The 11,365-nt window shown below is 64.3% G+C and carries 10 protein-coding genes, 1 tRNA gene and 1 rRNA gene; 7 read left to right on the forward strand and 5 right to left on the reverse strand.

Annotation, left to right across the window (positions count from 1 at the left end):
* Window positions 1–73: 73 nt before the first annotated feature.
* Window positions 74–1,087, reverse strand: a complete 1,014-nt coding sequence (gene egtD, locus EX20_RS06620) for an L-histidine N(alpha)-methyltransferase (protein ID WP_034193015.1) — start codon at window positions 1,085–1,087, stop codon at window positions 74–76.
* Window positions 1,071–2,300 (reverse strand): ergothioneine biosynthesis protein EgtB, encoded by a 1,230-nt coding sequence (gene egtB, locus EX20_RS06625; RefSeq protein WP_034193016.1) that lies wholly within the window; start codon window positions 2,298–2,300, stop codon window positions 1,071–1,073. Before egtB ends, egtD begins: the two co-directional genes overlap by 17 nt.
* A 554-nt stretch (window positions 2,301–2,854) precedes the next feature.
* Between egtB and EX20_RS06630 the strand changes: the two genes are divergently transcribed.
* Window positions 2,855–3,331 carry a carboxymuconolactone decarboxylase family protein gene (locus EX20_RS06630; protein ID WP_034193017.1) on the forward strand — a complete coding sequence of 159 codons (477 nt, stop codon included), beginning with the start codon at window positions 2,855–2,857 and terminating at the stop codon, window positions 3,329–3,331.
* Window positions 3,331–4,200: a sigma-70 family RNA polymerase sigma factor gene (locus tag EX20_RS06635; protein ID WP_034193018.1), complete on the forward strand. Its 870-nt coding sequence runs from the start codon at window positions 3,331–3,333 to the stop codon at window positions 4,198–4,200. The genes EX20_RS06630 and EX20_RS06635 overlap by 1 nt, the downstream gene beginning before the upstream one ends.
* Window positions 4,201–4,373: 173 nt before the next feature.
* Here the strand turns inward: EX20_RS06635 and EX20_RS06640 are convergent.
* A tRNA-Val gene (locus tag EX20_RS06640) sits at window positions 4,374–4,450 on the reverse strand.
* A 519-nt stretch (window positions 4,451–4,969) separates the two neighbouring features.
* Here EX20_RS06640 and EX20_RS06645 point away from each other — a divergent pair.
* The gene (locus tag EX20_RS06645) at window positions 4,970–6,070 is read left to right on the forward strand and encodes an Imm72 family immunity protein (RefSeq protein ID WP_231572243.1); all 1,101 of its coding nucleotides are present in this window, start codon (window positions 4,970–4,972) and stop codon (window positions 6,068–6,070) included.
* A gap of 76 nt (window positions 6,071–6,146) precedes the next feature.
* Window positions 6,147–7,217, forward strand: a complete 1,071-nt coding sequence (locus EX20_RS06650; RefSeq protein WP_034193019.1) for an Imm72 family immunity protein — start codon at window positions 6,147–6,149, stop codon at window positions 7,215–7,217.
* Window positions 7,218–7,712: 495 nt separating this feature from the next.
* On the opposite strand, the gene EX20_RS06655 is transcribed toward EX20_RS06650, so the two are convergent.
* The gene (locus EX20_RS06655) at window positions 7,713–8,474 is read right to left on the reverse strand and encodes an anti-sigma factor family protein (RefSeq protein ID WP_011882732.1); all 762 of its coding nucleotides are present in this window, start codon (window positions 8,472–8,474) and stop codon (window positions 7,713–7,715) included.
* A complete protein-coding gene (locus EX20_RS06660) occupies window positions 8,471–8,989 on the reverse strand; it encodes a sigma-70 family RNA polymerase sigma factor (protein WP_011882731.1) in 519 nt (172 codons plus the stop codon). The genes EX20_RS06655 and EX20_RS06660 overlap by 4 nt, the downstream gene beginning before the upstream one ends.
* A 156-nt stretch (window positions 8,990–9,145) precedes the next feature.
* Here EX20_RS06660 and EX20_RS06665 point away from each other — a divergent pair, with 156 nt between their 5' ends.
* The 3 genes from EX20_RS06665 to EX20_RS06675 form a co-directional block, all read left to right on the forward strand.
* Window positions 9,146–10,234, forward strand: coding sequence for a catalase family peroxidase (locus EX20_RS06665; protein ID WP_034193020.1), 1,089 nt, complete (start codon window positions 9,146–9,148; stop codon window positions 10,232–10,234).
* On the forward strand, window positions 10,231–10,764 hold the full coding sequence (locus tag EX20_RS06670) for a cytochrome b (RefSeq protein WP_034193021.1): 534 nt from the start codon (window positions 10,231–10,233) through the stop codon (window positions 10,762–10,764). The genes EX20_RS06665 and EX20_RS06670 overlap by 4 nt, the downstream gene beginning before the upstream one ends.
* Before the next feature lie 401 nt (window positions 10,765–11,165).
* A 16S ribosomal RNA gene (locus EX20_RS06675) occupies window positions 11,166–11,365 on the forward strand; the annotation flags it as partial.

The raw sequence follows: 11,365 nt of genomic DNA on the forward strand, positions 1-11,365 counted from the left end.
GTTGCGACGGCGCATCGAATCGACGGAGACGGAAATTATTGCCGCAAGGCGGCCGGTGCGGCGTGCCCGGCCGCTACGCGCGGATATCGTCGACGCTGCGCAGCCAGTGCACGCTGAACAGCTCGTCGGCGTCGGTCCACACGGTGTCGGGCTCGAAGCCCGCGCGCCGCGCGATCGCATGGAAGCCGTCGATCGTGAACTTGTGCGAGTTCTCCGTATGGATGCGCTCGCCGGCCTCGAAGCGGAACGCGTGGCCGCGCACGTGCACCGTCTGCGCGACATCGCTGACGAGATGCATCTCGATGCGCTGCCGCTCGCGATCGTAGAACGCGCAATGCGAGAAGGCGTCGACGTCGAAATCCGCGCCGAGCTCCGCGTTCGCGCGCACCAGCAGGTTGAGGTTGAACTGCGCGGTGACGCCCTGCGCGTCGTTGTACGCACGATGCAGCGTGCACTCGTCCTTCACCAGATCGGCGCCGACCAGCAGGCCGCCGCCGCGCAGCAGCCGTGCGGCGTCGCGCAGGAACGCATCGGCTTCTTCCGGCGAGAAGTTGCCGATCGTCGAGCCGGGGAAAAAGCCGATGCGTCGCCGCGGCGTGTTCGTCAGCTCGGCCAGCTGCTCGGCCTTCGTGTAGTCCGCGGCGAGCGGCGCGACGTCGAGCCATGGATACGCGGCGCGCAGGCGCGCGGCGGCGCCGTGCAGATAGTCGGCCGAGATGTCGATCGGCACGTAGCGCGCCGGCGCGTTCGCATAGTTGTTCGCGCAGGCGTCGAGCAGCACGCGAATCTTCTCGAGCGAGCCCGCGCCGAATTCGACGATGTCGGCGTGCGGGCCGACGCGCTGCACGATCTCGGCCGCGCGGTCGCGCAGGATGCCGAGCTCGGTGCGCGTCGGGTAGTACTCCGGCAGCTCGCAAATGCGGTCGAACAGCGCGGAGCCGGCCGCATCGTAGAAGTACTTCGGCGGAATGCTGCGCGGCGTGCGCGACAGCCCGTCGATCAGGTCGCGCTCGAACGCGCTCGGCCGCGCCTCGCGGGCGGGTTGCTGGCCACCGCTCGTGGCCGTCAGGTCAGACGTCTCGCGCAAGTCGCACTCCCGTGAATTGCCAGCGCGCGGCCGGCGGAAAGAAATTGCGGTACGTCGGCCGCGCGTGGCCCGGCGGCGTCGCGATGCTGCTGCCGCGCAGGACCTGCTGGCCGACCATGAACTTGCCGTTGTATTCGGCCGCGACGCCGGCCAGCGGCCGAAAGCCCGGATACGGCTCGTACGACGAACGCGTCCACTGCCACACGTGGCCGAGCATCTCGCGCACGCCGTCCACGCCGAACGCGGCTTCCCATTCGAATTCGGTCGGCAGGCGTGCGCCGGCCCATTCCGCGTACGCGGCCGCCTCGTAGAAACTCACGTGGCACACCGGCGCATCGGGCGCGAGCGGTTCGACGCCATGCAGGCCGAACGCGCGCCATTCGTGTACGGTTTTCGCGGTGCGGTCATCGTCGGCGATCCAGTATGCCGGCGCGCACCACCCTTCGCGCTGCACGGTCGCCCAGCCGTCGGACAACCAGAGTTCGGCGCGCGTGTAGCCGCCGTCCGCGATGAAGGCCGCGAATTCGGCATTCGTCACGAGGCGGTTCGCGATCTCGCAGGGCTGCACGAGCGCCGTATGGCGCGGGCGCTCGTTGTCGAACGAGAACGCGTCGCCGTCGTGGCCGATCTGGACGAGGCCGCCCGGCTGACGCAGCCAGCGCAGCGCGCCGGCGTCGCCCGCGGCGAGCGCCGCTTGCGCGTGCGCGCCGTCGCGCGGCCGGAACGCCGGCTTGAGCGGGTTGCACGAGAACGCGTGCAGCATGTCGGTGACGATCAGCTCCTGATGCTGCTGCTCGTGATGCAGGCCGAGCTCGACCTCCGGTGCGATCGCGGCCAGCAAGGCGGGATCCGCAGCGTCGAGTGCGTGCTGCAGCGCTGCGTCGACATGCTGCCGGTACGCATGCACGCGCTCGAGCGACGGACGCGTGAGCAGCCCGCGCTGCGGCCGTGGATGACGCGGGCCGAGCGCTTCGTAATACGAGTTGAACAGGAACTGGAACGCGTCGTCGAACGGCGCGTAGCCGGGCACGCGGCGCATCAGCACGACGGTTTCGAAGAACCAGGTGGTATGCGCGAGGTGCCACTTCACCGGGCTCGCGTCGGGCATCGACTGCACGGCCTGGTCTTCGGCCGACAGCGTCGCGGTCAACGCGAGGCTATGGGCGCGCACTTCCTGGTAACGGCGCTGAAGCTGGGATGCAAGGAGGCTCATCGGTTTACCGTCCACGTCGCGATTCGCTGCGTTGCGTTGCCGGGAAAAGGACAGCGTTGCGCTCGGATGCGCGCGGCTGACGTGCGACCTTCGTTGCTGCGTCGTCGGGCGGTAGATTCTGCGTCACTTCGTCTGCCCGTGCAGAACAGTATGGGCCAGAAATGTGACCGTCGCGAATCGGATTTCCGGTGAAACGATAGCGAAAGAGGAATGAAAGCATGGGTTCCACGAAGCTCGGATGGGCGGCGGGCGGTCGAATGCAGGTAGCGCAATGCGTCGTAAGGCGCCCGCAATTCGCATGCCCGAGCGTCGATTCTGCCGACATCTGGTGACAAGCGCCCTGAGCGCGTGAAAGCTGCGATGACGCTGCGGCGTCTCCATGCGCGCGATACCGGGCGCGCTGCGCTTCGGATCGGACGCTCGTCGCACATGACCTGCAATCGCGCTGCATCGCCCCGCCGCTTCCGTTCGTTGAAATTTTTTTCGCGTCGATGTCACACGCGGCAGGTGTCGCTCGTCATGTCGTCTGAATCCACCCGAAAGGAGAAGCAACCATGACAGCGAAACTCAATCCGTTTGCCGCCGCGCCCGCGCTGATGAAGAGCTGGATGACCGTATCGGTCGCCGCTGCCGGTAGCCTCGAGCCGACGCTGATCGAGCTCGTCAAGATCCGCGCGTCGCAGATCAACGCGTGCGCGAACTGCCTTAACATGCACACGGTCGAGGCGCGCGCGCGCGGCGAGACCGAGCAGCGCATCAATCTGCTGGCTGCGTGGCGCGAGGCGCCCTGCTACACCGATCGCGAACGCGCCGCGCTCGGCTGGACCGATGCGCTGACGCGGCTGTCGGAAGGCCACGATGCGCACGCAGCCGCGTATGCGGCGCTGGTCGATCAATTCAGCCAGGAGGAACAGGTGAAACTCACGCTGATGATCAACGTGATCAACGGCTGGAACAGGCTCGCCGTCGGCCTCGGCTTGTGGGTCGATCCGGCCGAAGCGAAGGCTGCCGCCGCGAGCCTGGTGGCCTGATGACGAACGTCGATCCGTCCGCGGGCGGTGACGACGCAGCGGCGAGCTTCGATCCGCTGCGCCGTACGTTGATCCGCGTCGCGTACCGGATGCTCGGCTCCGTCGCCGATGCCGAGGACGTCGTGCAGGACGCGTTCATCCGCTGGATGGACGTCGATCGCGCCGACGTGCGCGTGCCCGAGGCGTTCCTGCGCCGGATGGTGACGCGCATGTGCATCGATCAGCTGAAGTCCGCGCGGCATCAGCGCGAGACCTATATCGGCCCGTGGCTGCCCGAGCCGATCGTCGACGAAGACGTGCAGGAGGATGTGACGCTGCCGCTGCTGCTCGCACTCGAACGGCTGTCGCCGCTGGAGCGCGCGGCGTTTCTGTTGCACGACGTGTTCGGTCTCGAGTTCGACGAGATAGCGACGACGATCCAGCGCGAACCGGCTGCGTGCCGCCAGCTCGCTGCGCGGGCGCGCACACACGTGCGCGACGCGCGGCCGCGTTTTCATGTCGAGAAGCAGCGCGGAATCGAGTTGGCCGAGGCGTTCTTCGCGGCGTCGCGCAGCGGCGACATGCGGGCACTCGGCGCGCTGCTCGCCGAGGACGTGAGCCTGCATTCGGACGGCGGCGGCAAGCGCTCGGCCGCGGGCAAGCCGGTGTTCGGGTTCGACCGCGTGATGAAGGTGCACGCGTTTCTCGCGCGGCTGTTCGCGACGCATGCATCGAAGCTCGTGCGGGCCGGGTTCATCAACGGCTTGCCGGGCTTCGTCACGCTGGAGGCCGACGGCGAGTTGCAGACCACGGCGCTCGAGGTCGACGACGGGAAGATCGTCGCGATCTATGTCGTGCGCAATCCGGACAAGCTGAAGCATCTGCATTGAAGGCGCGCGGCGGGCGATTCGTGCGCCCGCTTGGCTGCTTGCAGCGCACGCGCATGCGTGATTTCGACCGCAAAAAGAAAAACGCCACGCGATGTTGCCGCGTGGCGTTCGTATGTTTGGCGAGCCGACTGCCTGTAGGCAATGCGTGCTGCCGGACCCCTTCATTTATTCGTTGGTAGGCTCGATTGGATTCGAACCAACGACCCCCACCATGTCAAGGTGGTGCTCTAACCAACTGAGCTACGAGCCTAAGAAGCCGCGAATTATAGAGAGGGTTTTCAGACAGCACAAGCCCCTTCGTGAAAATTTTTTGAATCGGTGTGCGGGGCGGCTGGCAGTCGGTGTCGGGGCGGCGAAGTCGGGGCGTTGCGCTCGTGTCGTCGCGTCACAGCAAAACGTGTCGGTGCGCTGTGACGTTATCCACATCGCCCTCTGGATAACCGGCTCGGAAGCCTCTGGATTCACAGTGGAACGATTGGGGATACGTCGGCGCGGCTGTGAATCGACGAAAAGTTGTTCTGTGCAGCACAGAGATTTGCGTCTGCTTTGCGGCGGGTTATGCGTTGCGGTTCGGGCTTTGGATTCAGGGGGTTAAGGAGGTTATCCACTGTGAGGCCGTGCGCTTGTTAACTATCACTACGTATGTATACGAATCCTGTTAACACCTTTGGATAAGCACAGTCCGGAGACTGTGATTCGGAGTGGATGTGCACTGCGTGCGGTGGAGGGAGAACCCAATTTGGGCGCTGTGAGCGGGGCCAAGGTCTGGATGGGACGCACAGATCAATTGTTTGATAGCTTGTGGGCCGGGGCATCAACGGATGCCGTCAAAGACACCGGTGACGATTCGAAGAAGGGTGAGCCGTGGATTTCATTTGAGAACGGAGTCAACCTGGCCGCCGATGAAGTCCGTGGCAAACGATGGCCAATAATTTTCGGACCGGATACGTCGACTGAGCAGGCGAGCAGAGTGATGGGTAGATACGATATGCACGACGACACCACACGTCGCAAGGTGTTCTGGTTGCTTCAGCGCCTGACAAGTTGGTCGCTTTGGAAGGCAAAACACGATGCCTTCCAGGTTTTCGCAAACGCGTACGAGGCCGCCGTAACGACACAGCTGCCAAACGACCCGGACGCGCTCGAAGCAGACCACCTGAAAGTTATCTTCGAAATTCTGAGTGACTATGACGAGGGCGTAGCGGAACTCAGGAAGGGGCGTCGATTCGTATGGCGCGCAGGCCAGGCGTTGGAGGAGGCGGTCCGAAAATTCAACGACCTCGGGCGCTATTTCTATCGCAACCCAAACTATTGGGAGCGAGGGCAGGTGGCGCCTTATCCCCCCAAGGTGGATGCGCTTTACCAACTCATGCGCGCATCGCAATTTCAAATGGACTATGCGCCAGTGGAGCGCCGGTCGGATGAAAACGTCGCGAATCTCGAATGGCCGAGTTCACTGTTGGATCCTGCACATTACGATCACGGCTTCTATCAGCTCGACTGTCCCGTGTTTCCTGCCGTATTGCCCAAGGTACCGGATCCAGCTGGACCGGTGATCCCGTCCGGGCAGAAGGTTCCGTGTGACGGCATCTGGGAGCCGGTCACCATCGAACAGAGTCGTATCTCCGGCTCCATCCCGGTCGACGCCAAGTTGTTTCGAAATAATGGCTGCTTCAATTATTTCGTTGCCGAAGCTGTCGCCCCCGGTTTTGCGGACGTTGACGCTGACACATTCGATGTAACGCTCAGATCGACACACTGGCGACTGTTGTGGGAAGACAAGCGATACAGGGACGGCGTCGTGCCGGACGAAGCCCATTATTTTTTGACGCGTGAAAAGGCGCTGCAGCCGATTGCGGCTCGCGAATGAAGAGACCCATACAGAGATGACCGACAGCAACGTGAGTCCCACGACGCGAATTGGAAGCGTGGTACGAAGTTCAACGATGACGAAGACGATCAAGCAATACGACATGGCCGACGATGCGACCCGGCGCAGAATTTTCTGGCTGCTTCAACGGCTGACCAGCTTCTCGCTCTGGAAGCGCAAGCGCGAAGCCTTTGCGATTTTCGCGAAAGAGTACGAGAACGCGGTAAAGACTTGGCCCGAAGATGAGCCCGAGGTCATGCCGGCAAACAATTTGCCGATCATCTTCGAAATACTGGCAGCCTACGATCGAGGGTTGCCAGGACTGGCCCGCGGAGACCGGTCCGTTTGGCAGCGCAGAGAGCCGCTGCAATACGCGTTCGATCGATTTACGTATCTGAACGCGTATTTTTTCCCTCATCCCGATTACTGGGATCGCGGTGCGCAGGCTGCTCCTTACCCGCCGAAGGTCGAAGCGCTGGCGCGGCTGCTGCATGCATCGGAATACCAGATGGAACACGCGCCATTCGAGCCCGGACATACCGGTCTCGCACAACTGCGCTCGGTCGGACTGCTGCTGTCTCCCGGTGCATACGACAACACCTTCTACACGCTTCCATATCCGGTATTTCCGGCGAACCTGCCGGAGGTTCCGGAACCCGTCGGCCCCGTGATCAAATCCGGGCACAAAGTGCCTTGCGACGGCATCTGGGAGCCCGTTACCGTCAAGCGATCGAAGTTGCTGGGCGTTGTGCCGGTCGGCAATCGCAGCTTGCACAACAACGGCTGCTTCAACTATTTCATTCGCGACATCCGCGCGCCGAACCTCAGGGATGACGAGACGCGCACGCCCGTCAAGACACACTGGCGCCTGTTGTGGGAAGACAAGCGATACGCGGACGGCATCATCCCCGACGAATCGCAGTACTTTCTCGATCGGCCTTCAGCGCCGGCGTCGGACCGCGACCCCGTCGCGCAGGTCCGCACGAGCGATATCTGCCCGGTGACCGGCGATTGGCAGACGGACGAATACGGCGGCAAGGTGCTGCGCGTCGAAGCCGGGACGGCGATGCCCGACATGCTGGTCCGGGACAATCTGGGGGAGCTCAAGGTGCACTGGGTGACGTGGCGTCTGGTGAAACGCGCGTAGTGCGCAGACGGCAAGGGCGCGCAAATGCCGCCCGTGCTGCCGTAGCGCTTGGCTTCTGAGTGTGGACAACCGGCACGCAACACAATCGGAAACGCTGTGCCCGTCGACAAAAAGCACGAGTTCGAAGCACTGACGCGCATGCGAACACCGCGAGCGCAGCCGAACCGAGATCCGCTATGCCGGCTCAGTGAAAGCTGTGTGGATATCGCCGCCCGAAGTCACTCGAAACGCTGTGTAACCCGAAGATGGGCGGTTCGACGAGAGGCTGCATGCAGAGTTGCCGAGACTGATGTTGATATCCCGCGCGCAGAAGACGCCAAACCGCACGACACCGGAATCGTGCAAGACACGCCGATCTGCGAACGCACCGAGACGAGACTCTCTGTGTGGACAACCGCCACAAAAGCGACTCCCAACGCTGTGGATCTGAACGTCTCACATGAGCGCTTTGAGCGCTGGCCGAGCTCCACCAGCCGGCCCGCCGACATCACCCCCTCAAATCTGCTGATCCAACGCCCTTGCAACGGCTTGCTCACCGAGATTGCTCGCCGGCCCGACCACCGCATAGTTGAGCCCGTTCACCGACCCATACCGCGCCATCAACGCGCCGTCCACGCGCTGCCCCGCGGGCAGCAGCCGATTTTTCGCTTCCGCCGGCCGCAGATAGAAGCTCAGCGTCCGCCCGGCATCGTCCTCATAGAGCACCATCGCGGCCGCGGCGCCGCTGTCCGTCATGAACAACCGCGCGCCGATCGGCTTGAACCCTGCCGCACTCAAGTCCGGCAGCTTCGCCGACGCGCCGACGCGTTTGGTGAGCCACCCATGCAGATCCTTCGCACTCGTCGGCCGGAAATCCACCTTCGCGACCTGATCGACCACCATCATCCGGTAAGCCTCGACCGCATCGCTCATCGGCGCGACGGGCGGCGGCGCGTTCCACCCGCGCGCCTGCCAGCCGCCGAAGGTGCCGAGCCCGATGCAGAACACGAACGAAGCGGCCATCGCGAACCGCATCCGTGAGCGTTCGGCGCGGCGCGAACGAATCGCGGCCGGATCGAGCTCGGGATTCCCGGTGGGCATCCGCACGCTTTCGAGCGCTGCCCGCAACCGCTGCGCATCCTGCTGCCACTGCTTCACCTGCTCGGCGCTCTCCGGATGCAGCGCGAGATATCGCTCGACCGCGGCGCGCGCATCGTCGTCGAGCTGGCCGTCGACATAGGCCTGGAGATCGTGTTCGTCGGGGCGGAGGTCGTTCATTTCATCAACCGGAGAGAAGGAGCGGGAAGCTCGCCGTCGCTGAGCTGGCGCAGCGCCTGTCGCGCGCGCGACAGGCGCGACATCACGGTGCCGATCGGCACCTCGAGCAGATCGGCGACTTCCCGATACGTGAAGCCTTCGACCGCGACGAGCAGCAGCAGGCTGCGTTGCTCGTCGGAGAGCCGGCCGAACGCTTCGAGCGTCGCGCGCGCGGCGAATTCGCGTTCGGCGGACGGCCAGTGCGCGTCTTCATCGTCGCGGATGCGGCCGAGCAGCCACGCGTAGCGCTTCGCGCTGCGCTTGCCGTCGAGAAACTGGCGGTAAAGGATCGTGAAGAGCCAACTGCGCAGCGATGCGTCGTCGCGGCGGCTCGCCCAGCGCGACAACGCGCGCTCGAGCGTCGACTGAACGAGATCGTCGGCTGCGTGGACGTCGCGCGCCAACCACAGCGCGAAGCGTCGCAGCCTGGGGATGAGTTCGCGCAACGCGTCGTCGTCGGGGGCGTTTGAGGGCATGGCCGGGTGCGAGCCGAAAGGCGTGGAGATGCCGGGTAAGACGCCGCCCGGCACCGCTTATTCCATCAGCATACGAAAAATTGTTTCGTGGAATAAAGCGACGCGGGCGGCGTCCTATTCCCGTTCGACAATGATCAGACGATCGGGAGTGCATCCATGAAGCAATCTTCTTCTTCGCCGCCGCGCGAGCCTGGGCGCGGATGGTGGCGCTGGGCCGTGATCGGCGGCGCGGCGGCCGGCGTGGTGGTGGCGTTCGGCTATGTCGGCGGGTGGCTCGCGCCGGCGCGGCTGACGCCGCATCGGCTCGTCGACGCGCTGCAGACGGCCGGCGGCGGCGTCCATCCGGGCTTCCGGCGCAATCACGCGAAGGGCGTGTGCGTGACCGGCTACTTCGAAGGCAGCGGCGCCGCGAGTGCGTATTCGGTGGCGCCGTTCTTCAAGCCCGTGCGCACGCCGGTGGTCGGCCGGTTCGCGCTGCCGGGCGGCAATCCGTATGCGCCGGACAGCAGCGTGCCGATCCGCAGCCTCGCGCTGAAGCTGACCGCTCCGGACGGCGAGCAATGGCGCACCGGGATGAACGCGATGCCGGTGTTCCCGGTCGCGACGCCGAAGGCGTTCTACGAGCAGCTGCTCGCGACCGCGCCCGACCCGGCGACGGGCAAGCCCGATCCCGCAAAGGTGAAGGCGTTCTTCGCCGCGCATCCGGAGACGGCCGCCTTCCGCGCATGGGTGAAGGGTGCGAAGCCGAGCGCGAGCTACGTCACCGAAAGCTATTACGGGCTGAACGCGTTCTACTTCGTCGACGCCGCCGGCCAGCGGCACGCGGTGAGATGGCGCGTCGTGCCCGAGCAGACGGCCGGCGCCGCGGACGTCGCGACGGCGGCCGATCCGAACGTGCTGCAGCAGGACGTCACGCGCCGCATCGCTGGCGGTGCGCAGAAGTGGAAGCTGCTCGTCACCTTGGCCGACCCCGGCGATCCGGTGGACGACGCGACGAAAACCTGGCCCGCGCAGCGAACGACGATCGACGCCGGCACGCTGGTGCTCGATCGCGTCGAGCCGCAGGACAGCGGCGCGTGCCGCGACGTGAACTACGACCCGACGGTGCTGCCGCGCGGGATTCAGGTGTCGGGCGATCCGTTGCTGGCGGCACGCTCGGCCGCGTATGCGGATTCGTATCTGCGCCGCACGAGTGAAGAGGCCGGCGTGGCCGGGGCGGCGCGATTGACTGCGGAGGGACGATGATGAACGGAACGACGACGTTTGGCTTGCCGGCGAGGCTGCTGCATTGGGTGATGGCCGCGATGATCGTGACGATGCTGTTCGTCGGTGTGGGGATGGTGGCGTCGGTTTCGCGGCGACACGATTTCCTGGTGGCGTTGCACAAGCCGTTGGGGATCGCCGTGCTGGTGCTGGTGTGCGTGCGCATCGCGGTGCGGCTGTCGACGAAAGCGCCGGCGCTGCCGGACGATCTGCCGTGGTGGCAGAAGTTCGCCGCGCACGGGTCGCATCTCGTGCTGTATGCGCTGATGGTCGCGATGCCGCTGATCGGCTGGGCGATGCTGTCGGCGGGCGGATACCCGGTGACCTTGGGCGGCGGGGTGCAATTGCCGGCGCTGGTCGCGGCGGATCCGGCGACCTTCGCATGGCTGCGGGTCGCGCATCGGGTGTTGGCTTACCTGTTCTTCGTCACGTTCGTCGCGCACTTCGCGGCGGCGCTCTATCACGGGCTGATCCGGCGCGACGGGGTGGTGAGGGCGATGGTTGGGCGTTGACTGGCGCGGGGTGCGCGCGATGCGGCGGGGCTGTCGGCGGCGCTCAAAGGCGCCGCCGCTGTCTCGATTTGACGGCTGCGGAAGGCTGCTCAACGGACCCCGCCGCACCGCTTGTCAAAAAATTTTCAAAAAGTGCTTGACGCCGATGCTGGGGAAAACCATAATTCGGCCTCTCTTGATTGAGACGCGAAACAAACGAGACGTTTGAAACGCGACGTTCTTTAAAAATTAACAGCCGATAAGTGTGGGCGCTTGATGGAAGCGAGCTGATCCTCGGATCAGAAAGCGAAAGTATCAAGAGTCTCACACTAAAGTAAGTCAGGTTTATGAAGAGATTCATATACCTGTCAGCTTTGAGTGAGCGACCGGTTCTTAACGGAACCGAAAACAGTAACAGGTTTAAACTGAAGAGTTTGATCCTGGCTCAGATTGAACGCTGGCGGCATGCCTTACACATGCAAGTCGAACGGCAGCACGGGTGCTTGCACCTGGTGGCGAGTGGCGAACGGGTGAGTAATACATCGGAACATGTCCTGTAGTGGGGGATAGCCCGGCGAAAGCCGGATTAATACCGCATACGATCTATGGATGAAAGCGGGGG

Source organism: Burkholderia sp. WP42, from assembly GCF_000745665.1.
Classification (GTDB): Bacteria; Pseudomonadota; Gammaproteobacteria; order Burkholderiales; family Burkholderiaceae; genus Burkholderia; species Burkholderia vietnamiensis.

What these genes read in the sequence shown, in the direction of transcription:
- EX20_RS06670 (WP_034193021.1), top strand. Translation starts at nt 10,231, where the DNA reads ATGATGAACGGAACGACGACGTTTGGCTTGCCGGCGAGGCTGCTGCAT.
- EX20_RS06635 (WP_034193018.1), top strand. Translation starts at nt 3,331, where the DNA reads ATGACGAACGTCGATCCGTCCGCGGGCGGTGACGACGCAGCGGCGAGC.
- EX20_RS06660 (WP_011882731.1), bottom strand. Translation starts at nt 8,989, where the DNA reads ATGCCCTCAAACGCCCCCGACGACGACGCGTTGCGCGAACTCATCCCC.
- EX20_RS06665 (WP_034193020.1), top strand. Translation starts at nt 9,146, where the DNA reads ATGAAGCAATCTTCTTCTTCGCCGCCGCGCGAGCCTGGGCGCGGATGG.
- egtB (WP_034193016.1), bottom strand. Translation starts at nt 2,300, where the DNA reads ATGAGCCTCCTTGCATCCCAGCTTCAGCGCCGTTACCAGGAAGTGCGC.
- EX20_RS06645 (WP_231572243.1), top strand. Translation starts at nt 4,970, where the DNA reads ATGGGACGCACAGATCAATTGTTTGATAGCTTGTGGGCCGGGGCATCA.
- EX20_RS06650 (WP_034193019.1), top strand. Translation starts at nt 6,147, where the DNA reads ATGACGAAGACGATCAAGCAATACGACATGGCCGACGATGCGACCCGG.
- EX20_RS06655 (WP_011882732.1), bottom strand. Translation starts at nt 8,474, where the DNA reads ATGAACGACCTCCGCCCCGACGAACACGATCTCCAGGCCTATGTCGAC.
- EX20_RS06630 (WP_034193017.1), top strand. Translation starts at nt 2,855, where the DNA reads ATGACAGCGAAACTCAATCCGTTTGCCGCCGCGCCCGCGCTGATGAAG.